The 18,060-nt window shown below is 45.4% G+C and carries 16 protein-coding genes; 12 read left to right on the top strand and 4 right to left on the bottom strand.

Features of this window, described 5'->3' with window-relative positions:
• Nucleotides 1-3 precede the first annotated feature (3 nt).
• From C792_RS0109545 to C792_RS0109535, 3 genes are all read left to right on the top strand, one after another.
• Nucleotides 4-2,127, top strand: a complete 2,124-nt coding sequence (locus C792_RS0109545; protein WP_017549243.1) for an RNA degradosome polyphosphate kinase — start codon at nt 4-6, stop codon at nt 2,125-2,127.
• 154 nt (nt 2,128-2,281) lie between these two features.
• Nucleotides 2,282-3,799, top strand: coding sequence for an anthranilate synthase component I (gene trpE / locus C792_RS0109540; protein WP_017549242.1), 1,518 nt, complete (start codon nt 2,282-2,284; stop codon nt 3,797-3,799).
• A 1-nt stretch (nt 3,800) separates the two neighbouring features.
• A complete protein-coding gene (locus tag C792_RS0109535) occupies nt 3,801-4,379 on the top strand; it encodes an anthranilate synthase component II (RefSeq protein ID WP_017549241.1) in 579 nt (192 codons plus the stop codon).
• 31 nt (nt 4,380-4,410) lie between these two features.
• Here C792_RS0109535 and C792_RS0109530 read toward each other — a convergent pair whose 3' ends face one another.
• The 3 genes from C792_RS0109530 to C792_RS0109520 are packed head-to-tail and all read right to left on the bottom strand — an operon-like array spanning nt 4,411 to nt 6,166.
• Entirely contained in the window at nt 4,411-5,238 is an 828-nt protein-coding gene (locus C792_RS0109530) for an RluA family pseudouridine synthase (RefSeq protein WP_017549240.1), read from the bottom strand.
• Complete coding sequence (locus C792_RS0109525) at nt 5,239-5,745, bottom strand: thioredoxin family protein (protein ID WP_017549239.1); 507 nt, start codon at nt 5,743-5,745, stop codon at nt 5,239-5,241.
• A 13-nt stretch (nt 5,746-5,758) separates the two neighbouring features.
• Nucleotides 5,759-6,166, bottom strand: a complete 408-nt coding sequence (locus C792_RS0109520; RefSeq protein WP_017549238.1) for a disulfide oxidoreductase — start codon at nt 6,164-6,166, stop codon at nt 5,759-5,761.
• 124 nt (nt 6,167-6,290) lie between these two features.
• On the opposite strand from C792_RS0109520, the gene C792_RS0109515 reads away from it, so the two are divergent.
• The 9 genes from C792_RS0109515 (at nt 6,291) to yhaM (ending at nt 16,859) form a co-directional block, all read left to right on the top strand.
• Nucleotides 6,291-7,400, top strand: a complete 1,110-nt coding sequence (locus C792_RS0109515) for a GAF domain-containing sensor histidine kinase (protein ID WP_017549237.1) — start codon at nt 6,291-6,293, stop codon at nt 7,398-7,400.
• A 1-nt stretch (nt 7,401) separates the two neighbouring features.
• Nucleotides 7,402-8,034, top strand: coding sequence for a response regulator (locus C792_RS0109510; RefSeq protein ID WP_017549236.1), 633 nt, complete (start codon nt 7,402-7,404; stop codon nt 8,032-8,034).
• A gap of 108 nt (nt 8,035-8,142) precedes the next feature.
• On the top strand, nt 8,143-9,447 hold the full coding sequence (locus C792_RS0109505) for a dicarboxylate/amino acid:cation symporter (RefSeq protein WP_017549235.1): 1,305 nt from the start codon (nt 8,143-8,145) through the stop codon (nt 9,445-9,447).
• A gap of 165 nt (nt 9,448-9,612) precedes the next feature.
• Nucleotides 9,613-10,068 carry an XRE family transcriptional regulator XdrA gene (gene xdrA, locus C792_RS0109500; RefSeq protein WP_017549234.1) on the top strand — a complete coding sequence of 152 codons (456 nt, stop codon included), beginning with the start codon at nt 9,613-9,615 and terminating at the stop codon, nt 10,066-10,068.
• Nucleotides 10,069-10,164: 96 nt separating this feature from the next.
• Nucleotides 10,165-11,286, top strand: coding sequence for a DUF445 domain-containing protein (locus C792_RS0109495; RefSeq protein ID WP_245537539.1), 1,122 nt, complete (start codon nt 10,165-10,167; stop codon nt 11,284-11,286).
• A 55-nt stretch (nt 11,287-11,341) separates the two neighbouring features.
• A complete protein-coding gene (locus C792_RS0109490; RefSeq protein WP_017549232.1) occupies nt 11,342-11,698 on the top strand; it encodes a YlbF/YmcA family competence regulator in 357 nt (118 codons plus the stop codon).
• Nucleotides 11,699-11,787: 89 nt separating this feature from the next.
• Nucleotides 11,788-12,972 carry a metallophosphoesterase family protein gene (locus tag C792_RS0109485; protein WP_017549231.1) on the top strand — a complete coding sequence of 395 codons (1,185 nt, stop codon included), beginning with the start codon at nt 11,788-11,790 and terminating at the stop codon, nt 12,970-12,972.
• A gap of 7 nt (nt 12,973-12,979) precedes the next feature.
• Nucleotides 12,980-15,907: an ATP-binding protein gene (locus tag C792_RS0109480; RefSeq protein WP_017549230.1), complete on the top strand. Its 2,928-nt coding sequence runs from the start codon at nt 12,980-12,982 to the stop codon at nt 15,905-15,907.
• Nucleotides 15,908-15,917: 10 nt separating this feature from the next.
• Nucleotides 15,918-16,859 (top strand): 3'-5' exoribonuclease YhaM, encoded by a 942-nt coding sequence (gene yhaM, locus C792_RS0109475; protein ID WP_026090311.1) that lies wholly within the window; start codon nt 15,918-15,920, stop codon nt 16,857-16,859.
• A 38-nt stretch (nt 16,860-16,897) separates the two neighbouring features.
• On the opposite strand, the gene C792_RS14445 is transcribed toward yhaM, so the two are convergent.
• On the bottom strand, nt 16,898-17,986 hold the full coding sequence (locus tag C792_RS14445) for a peptidylprolyl isomerase (RefSeq protein ID WP_017549228.1): 1,089 nt from the start codon (nt 17,984-17,986) through the stop codon (nt 16,898-16,900).
• Nucleotides 17,987-18,060 lie beyond the last annotated feature (74 nt).

The raw sequence follows: 18,060 nt of genomic DNA, 5'->3' as shown, positions 1-18,060 counted from the left end.
GAGATGGCATACAAATTGAATGACCGAAACTATTACAACAACAGGGAGATGAGCTGGCTCCAATTCAACTACAGAGTAATCCAGGAAGCGATAGACCCGAATAATCCTCTTCTGGAACGTCTGAAGTTTTTGGCAATCACCAGCTCAAATCTGGATGAATTCTTCATGGTCCGTGTCGCCGGACTGAAAGACCAGGTGAAGATGAACTATCATGAACCGGATACAAAAACACAGTTGACCCCGGGACAGCAACTGAGGGGCATAGGGGAACTGAACAGGGAAAACAGCAAGGTACAATATGAATATTATCATAAGCTGAAGGATGAACTTGCGAGGTATAATATATATTTCAGACACCCGCATGAGCTGCCTGAGCATCTGCGCCTTGAGCTTGAAGATATATTCAATTCGGAAATCTATCCTTCGCTTACACCGCTCGGTATTGACGCCTACCGCCCATTCCCGAAACTGAAGAACAAGAAGATAAATATATTCGTCAATCTGTCGGATGATATCGGTGACCAGACAGCAATCGTCCAGCTGCCGACGGTCATCAGACGATTCTATGAAATGCAGGACGGGGAGGACACATACTACGTCCTCACAGAAGATATCATCGAAACGTATATCGAAAAGCTGTTCAAGGGCTACCGGATCGACAGAACCTTCCCGTTCAGGATAACAAGGAATGCCGACCTGACAATCCATGAGGAAGGGGCGGCAGACCTCCTTATAGAGATAGAGCGCTTTCTGAAAGAGCGGACAAAAGGGGCGGCTGTCCGTCTCGAAATAGATATCAGCAAAGATCCGACGATAAATGGATCATTTCTCAGGAGCGAACTCGACCTGCATGATGATGATGTCTACAAATTCGATGGTCCGCTTGACCTGACATTCCTTTTTGAATTGTCTTCCAGGCTTAAAGAACGTCTGCCGCACCTTGTATATCAGCCATTTGTACCCCAGGAACCAAAATTTCTCGGTTCACAGAACATCTATGAACAGGCGCTGGATGAAGATATTTTCTTCCATCACCCGTTTGAGAGCTTTGAACCTATTGTGGATTTCATGAAGGAGGCGGCGGAAGACCCGGATGTGCTTGCAATCAAGCAGACACTGTACCGGGTTTCAAGCGATTCCCCTGTCATCGATGCACTGAAGCGTGCTGCAGAAAATGACAAGCAGGTCACCGTCCTGGTCGAGCTGAAGGCGCGTTTTGATGAGGAGAACAATGTGCAGTGGGCGAAAGAACTCGAGGATGCGGGATGCCATGTCATCTACGGAATGCATTATCTCAAGACCCACAGCAAAATCACACTTGTCGTCAAAAGGGTGAAGGGCAGGATAGTGAGATATGTCCATCTGGGTACAGGCAACTATAACGACTCAACTGCGAAGCAGTATACTGATATGGGGGTTATTACTACAGATCCGAACATTGGAATTGACGCAATCAATTTCTTCAACTACCTGAGCGGATATTCGCTTAAACCTGAATACCATTCTCTGCATGTTGCGCCGTTTGAAATACGGGATCTGTTCGGCGAATCCATCGACAGGGAGATAGAACTCCACAAGGAAAACGGCAATGGTTATATTTTTGCCAAGATGAATTCACTCACTGATAAAAAAGTCATCAATAAATTGCTCCAGGCTTCCCAGGAAGGCGTGAAAGTGGACCTTGTCATCAGGGGCATATGCTGCCTGAAACCGGGAATTGAAGGCGTCAGTGACAACATACGTGTCATCAGTATTGTCGGACGTTTCCTCGAACATTCGAGAATTTATTATTTCAACCATAATGGAGAGGAAAAGATGTATCTGTCCTCTGCCGACATGATGACACGCAACATGATCAAACGGGTTGAAATACTTTTTCCGATAAACGATCCAAAAATACTTGATGAGCTGAAATCCATCAACCGGCTCTATCTCATGGATAATATCAAGGCCCGTGCCCAGAAACCTGATGGGACATATCAGTATGTAAAAAATGCATATGAGCCAGTCAGCGCCCAGGACGAACTTATGAGAAGGGCTGAGAGTTACGGCCGCGAACAACAAGTCCAAAAAGAGAACGAACTTCTGTTGAAAGTGAGACAGCGTTTCAAAAAGAGGAAACGATAATTCAAGGGCAATGCCGGTCTCATATGAGCCTTCCTGACATACAGGTATCTTAGTAGATATGTATGTCAGGAAGTTTTTGTATTCGATTGACTTTGTTTTCTGAATTCTATAGACTATTCACATATATTTCAGTCAATATGAATGAGGTGATGAATTGACTACATATGAATCGTTTGTACATGATGCCGGGAATCACAGGACCGTGCCGGTGGCACAGTCTTTTTACACAGACGTACTGACACCGGTACATATGTTCCATGCCCTTAAAGATGAAGCGGTATATATGCTGGAAAGTCAGGAACCGGAATCGCCGTGGTCGAATTTTTCATTTATAGGTGTAGATCCGATGATGGATGTGGTGGAAACAGCCGGAGAATTCGTGATCAGTGATCTGCATTATGGTTCGAAAACGCAAGCATCTTCCTTCAAAGAGGCATTCGAGCGAGTGCTCCTGGAGCTGGATGTTAAAATCCCGGAAATCGATATCCCTTTCAAAGGGGGAGGAGTCGGGTATATCAGCTATGATGCCATTTCTGACTATGAGCCGGTGCCCGTGAGAACCGGGTCGGAGAAAAAACTGCCGAATTATCATCTTTTATTCTGCCAGACGCTGCTCGCCTACAACCACCGTACAAGAAAGATAACGATACTCACATTTGCCAGGGTCGATGAAGAGGCGGATAGGCGGGAGGTGTTTGACAGGTCGCTTCAGCACATCAGGCACGTCAGGGAACAGCTGGTCGGAAAAAGCGGGCTGACTGACATAATGATGCCGGTTGACCTGTATGATACTCCGCCCCCCAAAATGGAAAGCAATTATGCCAAAGATCAATTCAAGGGGGATGTCTGCAGAGTAAAGGAATATATCAAGGAAGGGGATATTCTCCAGGCGGTCCTGTCACAGCGTTTCCAGACGAAGACTGAGCTGGAAGGATTCGAACTGTACAGGGTTCTGAGGAATGTTAATCCCTCACCCTATATGTATTATTTGAAATTCGATGATGTGGAAGTCATCGGAAGTTCCCCTGAAAGGCAGCTCCAGGTGCAAAATGGAAGGCTTGAAATCCATCCGATTGCCGGCACCAGGAAACGAGGAGAGACCGTGGAAGAAGATGAGCGGATTGCAGAGGATCTTCTGAGCGATGACAAAGAAATCGCGGAGCACCGCATGCTGGTGGATCTTGCCCGGAACGACATCGGACGGGTCGCAGAATACGGCTCAGTTGCAGTCAGCGATTATATGACCATAGGGCGATTTTCAAAGGTCATGCATATCATCAGCAAAGTGAATGGGGAGCTGAGACAAGAGGTATCACCGATCGATGCTTTCATATCATCTTTCCCGGCCGGCACACTTTCGGGAGCTCCGAAGGTACGGGCCATGCAGATATTGAGGGAACTCGAACCCACGGCCCGGAATCTTTACGGCGGCAGTATCCTCTATCTCGGCTTTGACGGTAATATGGATTCATGCATAACTATAAGGACCATGACCCTTATGGGGAGTGACCTTCATATCCAGTCGGGCGCCGGCGTTGTCGCGGATTCCGATCCGGAAATGGAGTATCAGGAAACAATCAATAAGGCGAGTGCGCTTGCAAAAGCCGTTCATCTGGCGGAACTCGTGTTCAGGGGAATGCCCACGTCCTCAAAGTCCACAGGAGGAAGATAAAATGATATATATGATCGATCACTATGATTCCTTTACTTACAATATCGTCCAATTTCTTGGAGAATGCGGCGAAGATATTACAGTCAGAAGGAATGATGCAGTCCAGCTCAATGAAATAGAGGCGCTGCAGCCCGACCTTATACTGTTGTCCCCGGGGCCGCGTACACCTGAACAGACAGGGATGACGCTGGAAGTGATAGACAAATTCAAAGGAATCCTTCCTATTTTTGGCGTTTGTCTGGGGCATCAGTCGATTGCACATGCTTTCGGTGGTAATATTGTAAAAACGGGCAGGCTTATGCATGGAAAGACGTCACAGATCCATCATGACGGGATAGGAATATTCCGTGGGATTCCGCAGGGGACGGAAGTGATGAATTACCATTCACTTGTCGTGGACAGAGCTTCACTGCCGGACTGTTTTGAAGTGAGCGCAGAGAATGAAAAAGGGGAGGTAATGGCCATAAGGCACAGGGACTTTTCTATTGAGGGCGTGCAGTTCCATCCGGAATCCATCGGCTCGGCTGATGGCAGAAAAATGCTTGAGAATGTCCTTGAAGGTATAAAAGTGAAGATATGACAAAAGGCAGATCTGATCGATCTGCCTTTTGTCATATCGTTTCTCTGTCTAATTGGACAAGGACTTCCTGTTGTGTTATTGGATGTATGAAAGCGATTCTGTAGCTGAAGAGCTGCAGGTCGCGGAGTGTTGCGCCACCGTAAAGTGTATCTCCGATGACGGGCAGGCCGATGTGTTCAAGGTGGACCCTTATCTGGTGGGTCCTTCCTGTTTCAAGCTCGATTTCAATTTCACAGTAGTCCTGATGCACTTTGGAACCAAGGAGGTGGGTGATTGCCTCTTTGCCTTTCTCCGTCACATGGTACTTGTTGCGCTCTTTCGGATTTTTGGCAACCGGCTGGCTGATGGTCTGCGGTTCAATCAGCTTTTTAGTATCAACCCTTGCAATGTAAGTCCTTTTTATCTCCCTTTCGGCAAGCATGTGATCGAGCATCTTTTTGATGAGTGGATGCTTTGCCACAAGCAGAACACCTTTTGTTTCCTGATCCAGCCTGTGGACCGGCTCCAGGTAGGGTGTATCGAGTGTGTAGATTGCATGGTTCATCAGGGTGTTCGTTTCATGCATCTCATTCGGATGGGTTTTGACACCTCTCGGTTTCAGAAGAACGGCCAGGTATCTGTCTTCATACAGGATTTCGCAGGTGCGATAGCTCGGTTTATAGCTGCTCGGACCGTGATCATCGGGCAGAATCACTATATCACCTGCCGACAGAGTGCTGACGAGTGGCATTTTTTCGTCATTGATTGCGATGTCCTTTGACATCCTCAGAAGGTGCATTTCTTTTTTTGGAACATGCAGCGTTTTAAGCATATTTTCAAGTGTCATCGAATCGAACCGTTCGTGTACAATAAATTTCATCTATTCTTCTCCGGTCACGGTGTTGATGAATGATACATAGTCTTCGGAATTGCCCGGATTGCCCGTTATGCGGTCGACTTCCTTGCCATCTTCGAAGTAGATGAGTGTAGGTGTCGCCTCAATCTGATAATCCTGCCATGCCTGCTGGTATTCAAGGACGTTCAGCTGGGTAATCTCCTGGTCCTCTGAGTTGAATGCGTCCATCAGAAACGGTGTTGCAGCTTCACAGTGCACGCATGTAGGGCTCCAGAAATAAACGAATTCACCTTCACCCGAGCCTACAAGGTCATTTACTTCATCAGGCGTTTTATTGTGATGATAGTCCTCGTTGTCGAGTTTGTCGATCGTTGATCCTTCAAGATCACCGGGTTCTTTGTCAGTGTATGGATAATACCCCGATTCACTGAGAGATTCCGGATCATCACTGCCGCTGTTCATGAAGATGAATACCCCGGCAAAGATGACGACGACCAAGATAATGATGCCGTAAAATATTTTGTTTCCCATTTAAATTTCTCCTTTAATCTTTTTTGATCAGAAATGTTAGAATTATAATGACAGTGAATGCGATGAACGACAGGAAAGGGATTGTAATGAAACCGAACCAGTTTATATATTGGACTGTACATGACACTCCTTCACAGGCTGCCATGCCATCTCCGATAAAACTCACTTTCTGAAGTGCGTAATGGTAACCTCCCATGACGATACCGAGTATACTTAGGGCACGGATATAATATTTTGCACCGAAATCCTGTCTTATCAGGGCGATGAGCGAAATGATGACGATAGGATACATGAGAATACGCTGGTACCAGCAAAATTCACATGGAACATACTGTCTGACTTCACTGAAGTAGAGAGAGCCCATGGTTGAAATGAGCGAAGTGAAAAACAGCAATTGTAGATATAATTTTCTGCGGTCCATCCTTGACCTCCTGTTATCGACTTGTATGCAGTGCATACTATATCATTATAAAATATACCTCTGGATAAATGGTAACAATAATTTTACAAATTGAGTAACTTTAAAAATGGCAGGTGAGTGACTTATGAAAAGTAAACTGCAGCTTTTGAAGGATATTGCAGAATTCCTGAATGAGGAAACCGATAGGGATACCATGATAGAGGGGGCGTTGAAACTTCTTGTCGACCATTCTGAGTTTGAAACCGGCTGGCTGTTTTTCATAGATAGTGAAGGAAATCCCGAGCTGAAGGCACACTACCGGCTGCCAACTTCTCTTGAAAGAGAAGGGTATCATCATCTCTGTGAGGGGAAGTGCTGGTGTGTCAACAAATACAACAAAAGGGAACTCGAACGGGCGACGAACATATTCGTCTGTTCCCGTCTGGAAAAGGCCAGGATGGCATATCCCGGGGAAAACAACAATATCACCCATCATGCCACAGTCCCCCTGCTCTCAGGTGATGAGTCATTCGGTCTGCTCAATGTGGCGAGTCCGGACACCGAGCAGTTTGCCAAAGATGAACTTGATCTTTTGGAATCCGTTGCTTTCCAGATCGGTTCGACTTTAAAACGTATTGAACTGACCGCCCAGGAACAGGAAAACATGATAATCAGGGAACGCCAGCGTCTGGCCCGCGATCTTCATGATTCGGTCAATCAGATGCTGTTTTCGATAGGTATCACTTCCCATGCGGCCAAAAATCTTAAAGACAGGGAAAAACTGTCCGATGCGTTCGACACCATAGAAAATACTTCGAAGCATGCCATGAGTGAAATGAAGGCACTGATCTGGCAGCTGAAGCCGATCGGTCTGGAAGAGGGCATCATCGACGCCATAGAGAAGTATGCAGGGCTTCTGGGTCTGGAAATAAAAGTCAGTGTAACAGGCTTCTATGACGTGCCGGATAACGTGGAAATCGGCCTTTACAGGGTGATGCAGGAAGGACTGAACAATGTCCGGAAGCACTCCGGATCTCTTCAGGCGTCAATCAGCATAGTCTCCAGGCCGGATGAACTTCTGATAGGGATAAAAGATGAAGGCATCGGCTTCGACCAGAAAGACAAAAGTGGGTACAGCTACGGCCTCGGGAATATGAAAGACAGGGTGAGGAAGCTCGGTGGCAAGCTGGAGATTGAATCAAAACAGGGTGAGGGAACATCTGTAAAAGTTTCCATACCGAGAGGAGAATCCTAAGATGTATAAAATTATAATGACGGATGATCACCATATCGTCCGGGAGGGCATGAAATTCTTGCTGTCCACGACAGATGATATAAGGGTTGTCGCTGACTTTGGCACCGGCGCGGAGACACTGGAGTTCCTGTCCTCGGGTCATGAAGAGGCAGACCTGGTCCTGCTTGACCTGGTGATGCCTGAGATGGACGGAATCGAAGTGACAAAGCAGATAAAAGCAGAGTACCCGAACGTCAAGGTGCTTGTACTCTCAAGCTATACGAGTGAGGAGTATATCCGCCCTGTTTTCGCCGCCCAGGCTGACGGTTATATTATAAAGGAAATGGAAGCGGAGGAACTGATAGCTTCCATCAAAGATGTGATAGAAGGCGAAAAAGTCATTCACCCGAACATTCTGGAAGTAATCGACAGGGAAGGTGACATGCCGCACGAAAAAAATGAACTGTCTGCCCGGGAGCTGGAAGTGCTGAAAGAGATAGTCAAAGGGAAATCAAATAAGGAAATCGGTGAAGCGCTGTTTGTCAGTGAGAAGACAGTGAAAACCCACGTAAGTCACATACTGAATAAATTGGAAGTTTCAGACAGGACGCAGGCGGTAATCTATGCCATCAAATACAACATCGTGGAGTTTTAGCCAGACCTTCAGTATCACTATGGTAAACGGTTACAAATTATCAGTTTACAAAATTGAATGCATAGCTTTATAATGAGACGAGCACTTTCAAAGTTATGGGGGGATTTTATGAAAGTCGGTAACAGAATGACTCTGTATATCGTATTAGGTTTGATTTTAGGTATAGCGGTTGGTTCAGTACTCAGCCCTATGACAGATCAGGGGTGGGTTCAATGGATCGACCAGTACATATTCAATGTAATCGGACAATTGTTCCTTAACATGATTTTCATGATGGTTGTGCCTATTGTATTCATCTCCATTGTGCTGGGTGTATATAATGTCGGAGATCCGAAAACGCTCGGAAGCCTGGGGGTCAAGACGATAGGATTTTACTTGCTGACTACAGCAATTGCGATTTCAATTGCCATGATCACAGCAAACGTTCTGGACCCGGGTGTCGGACAGTCTGAACTCCTCGATTCGGAGGAGGTTTCAGACTACCGTACTTCAGAACTTGAAGGTGGGGAAACCGGTAAAGCGATTGAACAGACAGTCGATCAGACACTGATCAACATCATTCCGACGAATGTTTTCGATGCCATGGCAACGGACAACATGCTCCAGGTCATCGCCTTTGCCGTATTCATCGGTATCGCCATGATATCCGTAAAAGATAAGATCGGCCGCCTTGTGGATCTGTTCGAACAGGCCAATGAAGTTGTTATGTGGATTGTAATGGCAATCATGAAATATTTCGCAGCAATCGGTGCATTCGGCCTTGTTGCTACTGCCTTTACGCAGGCTGGATTTGGTGCGATAAGACAGTTGGGACTCTACTTCATCTGTGTTCTGCTGGCATTGTTCATCCATTTGGCACTTGTGTACGGTTCGATGGTACAGTTCATGGCGAAAAAGAGTTTCATATGGTTCATTAAAAACTTTGCGCCGGCGATGGGTGTGGCATTCAGTACATCTTCATCCAGCGCTGTGCTGCCTATCTCTCTGGAAACTGCCCAGAAAAGGCTTGGGATCCGTAAAGGTATATCAAGCTTCGTCCAGCCGCTGGGAGCGACAATCAATATGGATGGCACTGCAATCATGCAGGGGGTTGCAACAGTTTTCATCGCACAGCTCTCAGGAGTGGACCTGACATTGGGTCAGATGGTGACTGTCGTTGTCATCGCTACAGTTGCGAGCATCGGTACTGCCGGGGTTCCAGGTGTCGGCCTGGTCATGCTCGCTATGGTGCTCACAGCGGTCGGGCTCGATCCGGCGGCAATCGGCATCATCATCGGAATTGACCGTCTGCTTGATATGACAAGGACAATGACGAACATCACAGGTGATGCAGCCATTGCAACAGTCCTTGATCATCAGCAGGATGTCAAGGAAGAGAAAAAAGGTTTGCAGAGCACCAAACCGAACGCCTGATCAGACTGATAAATGAATAATTAAAAGGGGCACATCATGAACACTTGATGAATAATGATGCATGCCCCTTTTATTTTTTGGCGAAATATATTATTATATTAAAAGTGTATTATTATAGCATGGAAATATTACAATATAAAAGGTAGATTTGAAAGGAAGAAAGAAATGGATAAACAGGATTTTACTGAGATACTGCAGTCCAAGTTCAAAATGGTCCGGACTGAAGCGGGTTATACCCAGGACTCCATGAGTCATACCATCGGGCTCTCAAAGAAGACGCTCGTACAAATAGAAAAGGAACGTATTCTGCCAAATTGGACTACCTGCATTTCATTGTGTGCATTGTTCAGAGAGAGCGAAGTGCTCACAAATACTTTTGGCGGAGATCCTCTCGAGCTTGCACAGGTGATATCAAGAGGCCACTGTGTATACCCGAACTATGAAGCAGAAGCGGTCTACTGGGAAGAAATCGAAAGGAAAAATGGTTACAGTCTGGAATTCAATAAGAGCAATAATATATACAGGGTCATTGACCCTGACAATCATCCGGTCCATGCGTCGTATATCGAGCGTGAAATCCGCACGTTCTTTATGAGACAGACAGATCTGCAGCCGGTTTAATATATTTTCAGAAAAGCACCGGAAGGTGCTTTTCTTTTATCCAGGGACAATTCACAGGATAATGGCAATACTTTGGAGGGATTCTAGTTGAATGCAGTGACAATGATAATTTTCATGGGAGTCGTCGGTTCATTCATCGGCGGGCTGACCAACATACTTGCGATCAAGATGCTGTTCAGGCCATATGAAGCAAAATACCTGTTCGGACGCAGGCTGCCTTTTACACCGGGTGTCATACCGAGACGGAGGGACGAGGCTTCCGGAAAACTTGGCAATATAATCATAGGACATCTTCTGACACCTGACGTATTCATCAAAAAGATAGAGAGTCCGGAAACAAGAAATTTCATCATGCTGTTCATAGATAAGCAGATCGACACCATCGAGCATGAAAAGCTGAGTCCAAGGTATTTTCTGGAGCGGCTGAGTGAAGGTCTGTCTGATAAGATAGTCTACAGCTTCAACAGGGAGATCGAAGATAAAGTGTCATCCGAAGGGGAAAAGCTCTATCATAGGGAGATCCATGAATTGATACCGCCCGATGCCTTGAAAGCCATGGATGACAAAGTGGGAGCAATCCAGCCGCAGGCAATGATGAAAGTAAAGGCGTATCTGCTCTCTGAAGAGGGGTACAGGGACCTTTATACAATGACGGATGAATTCATAGAGAACAGGGGAAAACTTGCGAGATCGATCAAATATATCATGAGCAAGGAATCCATCGTCGAAAATATTCAGAGTGAACTCATCAAACTTATCCATCATCCCAAGATGACAGATATACAGACCCGGATCATAGAAGAAGAGTACGCGAGGGTGAAGGCATATGAACTCAGTGAGCTGCTGAGTGAAAAGGACAGGGACAGGCTTTTAGAGGGTGTCTCGGATATACTGAAGGCGCGCATAAATATCGATGCAATCCTGGATCGACCGATTGCCGACTTCAATCCGGAAATGTTCAAATCCTTCAAAGAGCGGGGTAAGTACAGGCTGCTTGACAATATTGTGGAATATCTCGGGCGCAATACCGGGAGGATATTTGAAAAGCTGCACCTCGCACAGGTGATAAAAAGGCAGATCGACAGTTTTGAACTGAGCTACATTGAAAAACTGGTCCTTGATATTGCAGATAAGGAATTCAAGATGATCAAAGTGCTGGGATTCGTTCTGGGCGGCATCATAGGAGTTTCCCAAGGGATCATCGTAGCCTTTTTATAACAGCGGCAAGTGTGTTACAGTAGTTATATCTTGTGTAAAAAGGAGTTTTAAACTAATGACAGTCAACGTATATGATCAGGCGAACGCACTTGAGAGTGCACTCCGTCAATCTGAAGAATTCCAGAATATGAAGGAGTTCTACGGCAAAGTAAATGAAAATCCTGAATCAAAAGCACTTTTTGATGAATTCAGGGAGATCCAGATGAATCTTCAACAAAAGCAGATGCAGGGTGAGGAAATCCAGGAAGAGGAAGTTCAGAAAGCTCAGAAGTCTGCTGAAGATATTGAAAAAGATGAAAACATCAAATCATTGATGGAAGCAGAGCAGAAAATGAGCCAGCTTATTCAGGATCTCAATAGAGTGATCATGAAACCGATTGAAGAACTCTACGGTCTCGAGAATCAAAAATAATATGGAAAGAGGTCTGTTACAGGCCTCTTTCTTTTCTGTTTTTTGGTATACTATACATAAATGATTTTATGAAAAGTCAGGTGAGACGAATGGTCAAATTCATACATTGTGCAGACCTGCATCTGGACAGCCCCTTCAAATCCAGAACAAGGATGCCGGGTGGAATCCTGAATGCTCTGATGGACAGCACATATAAAAGCGTTGAAAGAATGATCGATTTCGCCATAGAAAACAAAGTGGATTTCATTGTAATAGCCGGTGATGTTTTCGATAGGGCGAACCGTACGTTAAAATCGGAAATATTCATGAAGCGGCAGTTTGGCAGGCTCAAGGAAAATGGTATTTTCGCTTATGTCATCCATGGCAACCATGATCCTCTGACGGATGGTTTTAAAACCGTGTGGCCGGATAATGTCACTGTATTTAAAGAGAATGTGGAAACATATGAGATGATCAGTTCGAAAGGCGAGAGAATCTTCCTGCATGGTTTCAGCTATTTCCTTGATGACTCCTATGAAAACAAGCTGGACGGCTATCCCGTCAACACGATGAATGAAGGCATCCATATCGGCCTCCTGCACGGGACATATTCCAAAGGAAGCTACAGGCAGGAAAGGTATACGGAGTTCAACCTCGAAACTTTGAATCAGAAACTCTATCATTACTGGGCGCTCGGCCACATCCATCAGCGGGAACAGCTGAGTGACCTGCCGCCGATCCAGTATTCGGGGAATATACAGGGACGGCATAAAAATGAATACGGGGAGAAAGGGTTCATCTATGTGAAGGGGGATGATGTATACCTCGATACGAAATTCATCCCTGTTCAGGACATCATGTTTTCTGAATATACACTTGATGTCTCTTCACTCAATAAGCAGGACCTTTACCAGTCGATAGTGGAATTCAAGCACAGGCTCAGGGAGAAAGGCAAACAGATTATACAGCTGACACTCTACCATGATGGTGATGAAATAATATCGGAACCGGATTTCAATGAAGTTATCGAACTTCTTAAGGAAGATGAGAGGGACCTCAAGGATTTTGTATGGATCGACAACCTGCATCTCAAGTACATGAATCAGGACAGCATAGCACTGTTAAATGACATAAAAGCGAGTTATTCATCCAATGATACATTGTTCAAAGAGGCTGTCAATTCAATGTACATGGATCCGAGACTTAACCGCTATCTTCTGCCTATCCAGGAACTGGAACAGGAAGATCTGCTGGATGAGGGCGAAGAACGCCTTAAAATGCTTATGAGGAAGTAGTGGGTATATGAAGATCATATCGTTGAATATATACGGTTACGGAAAGATTACAGAAACGGAACTTAATACAAATCAGAAGTTTGTCCAGATATTCGGTGAGAATGAAGCGGGTAAATCAACCATGCAGTCCTTCATCCATTCCATACTGTTCGGTTTTCCGACGAGGAAGGAACAGGAACCGAGAAGGGAGCCCCGTATGCATAACCTGTACGGGGGGAAGCTGACGGTCCAATTCCCCGATGAACCGGGGCCGGTTGAGATAGAACGCATCAAGGGGAAGGTGCAGGGTGATGTAAAAATATATCTCAATGACGGTACTGTGAGAAGCGAGGACTGGCTGATCAAGAAACTGAACTTCATCGACAAGAAGACATACCGGTCGATATTTTCATTTGATGTACTCGGTCTGCAGGATATCCATAAAAATATGACCGAAGACAAGCTTCAGGAATACCTCCTCCGCGCCGGTGCCCTCGGATCACATGAATATGATGAAATGCTGAGTGCAATCGATGCGGAGCTCAAATCGATCTATAAAAAGAACGGCATCAATCCGAAGGTCAACCAGGAGCTTGAAGAAATCGCAGGTGTGAATGAGAAAATCAAAAAGCTCGAACAGCACGAAGAGAGGTATAAGACGCTCATCAATGAGCAGTCTAAGACCGAAGAAAGCTTGAATGCAAAGAAGAATGCCCTGCATCAGCTTGAAACCATCAGGAAACAGAAGATGAAGGAAGTCATGTATCACTCTGATATCAAAGCATGGAAGTCGCTTGAAGACAAACTCAACATAGAACCTGTCGTGTTCCCTGAACAGGGGGTGGAAAGGTACGAAGGTCTGAAAAACCAGAGTCAGCAGATTCAGAGGGATATCGGGTTAAGGGCGGAAAAACTGAAATCATTGAAAAACGAAATTTCATTGATAGATCTGCCTGATAAAGATCACCTTGCCTGTCTTGAAAGGATCCAGAAGAGGGAGCCGGATATCAAGCAGAAGAAACTCGAAGTCACCCGGCTCAATACAGCTGTTGAAAATCTCGAGGATGATATCCATAATCTTCAGAAAGATATCGGCTGGCAGCAGGAATATGACGATGTGGATGACTCTAATATAGTCAAGGAATCCGTCCAGAAGCTTCTTTCAAAATTGGATGAGGCAGTACTTGAAGAGCAGTATCTGATCAGGGAAATAGACCATTTGAAGTCCGATATCAGACAGCTTGATCAGGACATTGAACATCTCGAAGATTCACAGATCGGCGAAGAACGCCTGCGCATCAAAAAAGAGCTGATAGACCGCGAGTATGAACTCAAAGAGAAAGAGAAGATGTTTAAGCTGATTGAGAAGGATTATGAGCGGGAAAAACGGGAGAGGAACAAAGTCAAAAGAGGGCAGTCCATCCTCATAATCGGCATCAGTGTCATCGCACTGCTGATTGGAATCTATTATCTGTTCTCATCGAACTGGCTGATGGGCGGTGTGTTTGCAGCCATCGGTATCGTGACCCTGTTGCTGCTCATGCTCACCAACCAGAAAGAGGATGAATCATTGAAGACGGACTACCAGAAGGAAGTCCATGAGCTCGAGGACATCATCGATACAATCAAACGGAACAATGATGTGGATTTTGATATCAATGATGCCAGGAATCTGAAAATGGATCTGAAAACCCAGAACACAAAGCGGATTTCTTCCAATGTGAAGCTTGAAGAGATGAAGGAGGCACTTTCCGTAAAAGAAGCGCTTAATGACTCCCTCAACACCGATCTGCTCAATGTGAAAAAAAATCTCAGGGTAAACCCGGATATTGAGAACAAATATATTGTGGATGCCATCCACACAATCCGGGAGATCAAGCAGAAACGCAATCAGATCAACAGGCATAAACTTGAAATCGACAATATCAAAAAAGAACTCCGGGAATTTAAGACTGAAGTGAAAAATGATATTTCTTCAATGGATATGCAATATGATGACAGCAGTATTTTTTATGATGTGAAGAGCACGGTTTCAAAAATGTACAAGGACCAGTCGCATTACACAAGGCTGGATGATCAGATCAAACTGCTTGAAAATGAAATCAATGTTCTGGAAGAAAGAAATTCCGTCTCTGCACAGAAAGTCCAGAAACTGTTTGAATATGTGGATGCGGAAGACGAGGAAGAGTATTACTACTATGCGAGGAAACATGAAGAATATCATGACAATATCGCAAAGTTCAAAGAACTGACTACGAAGCTTGATGAAGAACATTTCGATTATGATTCAAGAAATGAACTGGCCCGCTTCCTGCTTGCCGACCTGAAAGAGGAAGAAGAGAATATTTCAACTCAGATCGAGGAGTTCAACAGCAAGATCCAGCATGAACAGAAGGCACTTGCGGAAATCAACTCTGAAATCGCCGGCCTCGAAAGCGACGGGAAGCTCAGTGAACTCAACCATATGTTTGAAATGCGCAAAAATCAGATCCAGGGACTCTCCCGAGAGTATATGTCCCTGAACTATATACGCATATTGATTGAAACCCACATCAAAGCGATCAAGGATGAGCGCCTGCCGATCGTCATAGAGGAGGCAAGGTCCATTTTTGAAAGTGTGACGCGCGGAAGATACATCAATGTGATATACGATGAGGACGGCATCAAAGTGAGGCACAGCAACGGACAGCTGTTCCATCCGCTGGAGCTTTCCCAGTCCACCAAGGAAATGCTGTACATCAGTCTCAGACTGAGCCTGATCAAAGCACTAAAGGGCTACTACCAGCTTCCGCTCATCATAGATGATGCTTTTGTACATTTCGACAGGGAACGCAAAAAAATCATCATGGATTATCTCCGCAATGAAGTGACAGATCAGGTGTTGTACTTTACTTGCAATCTTGACAGTTCGATACCTTCCCAGCAGACGATAAAACTAAAAGAAAAAGTGAAATGAGGTGGCTCTGATTAATAATATATCAAAGCTTAAGCCGGGGGACAGCGTGGAAACTTTCTACCTTATAAAAAGGAGTCAGCAGGGGGTAACCACACAGGGGAAACCCTATATGACTCTATTCCTCCAGGACCGCACGGGAGAAATAGAAGCGAAACTGTGGACAGTTTCAAAAGAGGACATGGAGGTGTTGAAGCCTGAAACACTGATCAAAGTCAAAGGCGACGTCATCGACTACCGCAATAAGAGGCAGATGAAAATAGCCACTTTCAGAACAGCTAAAGAGGAGGACGGCCTCAACCCCAAAGATTTCGTTGAAAAAGCGCCGATGGACGAAGACACGCTTTATGAAAGTATAATGGATTATGTGATCAAGATTGAAAACGGCAGTCTGCAGAGGATTGTCCGCCAGCTTCTTAATAGATACGGCAGGGAGTTCCTGACATTCCCGGCAGCCATGACAAACCATCATGACTTCGTCTCAGGACTCGCATACCATGTCCACTATATGCTCAGGACGGCAGAAGCACTCTGTGACATATATCCGTCCCTGAACCGGAGTCTTCTGTACAGTTCAATCATCCTGCACGATATAGGCAAGGTGAAGGAGCTGACCGGACCGGTGGGCACCACCTATACCGTGGAAGGGAATCTCATCGGTCATATCGTGATAGCGAATGATGAAATTACACGCGTGGCTGATGAACTGAACATCGAAGGCGAGGAAGTCATGCTTCTGAAGCACCTGATACTCAGCCATCATGGAAAACTTGAATACGGATCTCCAAAGCAACCTATGATCAAAGAGGCGGAGATCCTGCATTTCATAGACAACATCGATGCCCGCATGATGATGATGGACAAACACACGGGCCAGACGGATAAGGGGACATTTACCGACCGTATATTTCCGCTCGAGAACCGGGCGTTCTACCGTCCGGAAAAATTTGAATGACACAAAAGACTGCCGCGGAATTCCGCGGCAGTCTTTTGTTATTCTGCGTTTTCTTCAGTGGCTTCCTCCTCTGAAGTTTCTTCTTCAGAGGATTCCTCTACAGAAGCATCTTCGTTCTCTGCAGGCTGTTCTGTTGTCGGCTGCTCAGGTGACTGCTGGGATTCAGGGTTCAGATAAGTGTCTTCGATGAACGTCCTGATGTCTTCGTTTTCGAAGTCTGCGTTATACTCTTCGAGCACTTCTTTGTAGTATTCAAGCACTTTATCCTGGTTTTCCTGGATTTTCTTGCTCACCATCTGTTTTTTAATCTGCGGCAGTTCGTCTTCGATGTTTTCCTCATCATGGCGCTTTATGATATGATAGCCGAATTCTGATTTGACCACATCAGAAACTTCACCTTTTTCCAGTTCGAACAATGCTTTATCGAAACCTTCTACCATCTGTCCTTTCTGGACGTAGCCGAGGGCCCCGTTATTTTCGGCACTGCCGGTATCATGTGATTCTTCCTTGGCGAGTTCCCCGAAATCAGCACCTTCGTCAAGCTGCTTTTTAAGGTCTTCAGCCTTTTGCTTCGCCTCTTCATCAGTCAGATCGCTTTCGGATGCCTGTTGCTGCTGCGGTGCGGATTCCTCAGATTCTTCATCCTTCACTGCAATAAGTATATGGGAAGCTTCCCTTGTGTTTTCCATCGCCATTTCATCCGTCACTTCAAACTTTTCTTCGAAGAATTTATCATGGTAGGCGTTTGTTATACGCTGTTCCTTATATTTGTCAACAGTCATGCCGGGCTGCTGCTGTTGAAGTGCCATGGAGAATTGTTCCTCTCCGCCCATCTGTTCAATCTCTTCATCTGTCTGGGACTCAATCTGCTCAGTGTCAACTTCTTCACTGTATTTATCTTGCAGGATATTGTCGAGGGTGAGCTGGAATGTCTGGTTTGCAACCGTACTTGTGCCAATCTGGTTCAGGATATCGTCTGTAGTGACATCCCCCGCATCACTCGTTGAGAGTACGCTGCCGAATTCCGTTTCATCATTTTCACTGTTTCCGCTTCCATTATCGTCTGAGCAGCCGGCCAGGCCAATCAGTCCGAAACTAATGACAATCGGAGCTAATTTCTTTTTCATTGTTCAAGTCTCCTTTAGTTTAGACTACAGAGGCTAATATATCACAAGAAAGCAGCAGGGCACAAATCTTTGTA

The sequence above is a fragment of the Salinicoccus carnicancri Crm genome (assembly GCF_000330705.1).
In the GTDB taxonomy this organism is placed as follows: Bacteria; Bacillota; Bacilli; order Staphylococcales; family Salinicoccaceae; genus Salinicoccus; species Salinicoccus carnicancri.
The sequence above is the reverse complement of the archived record's forward strand: the minus strand, read 5'-3'. Positions and strand labels throughout refer to the sequence as shown.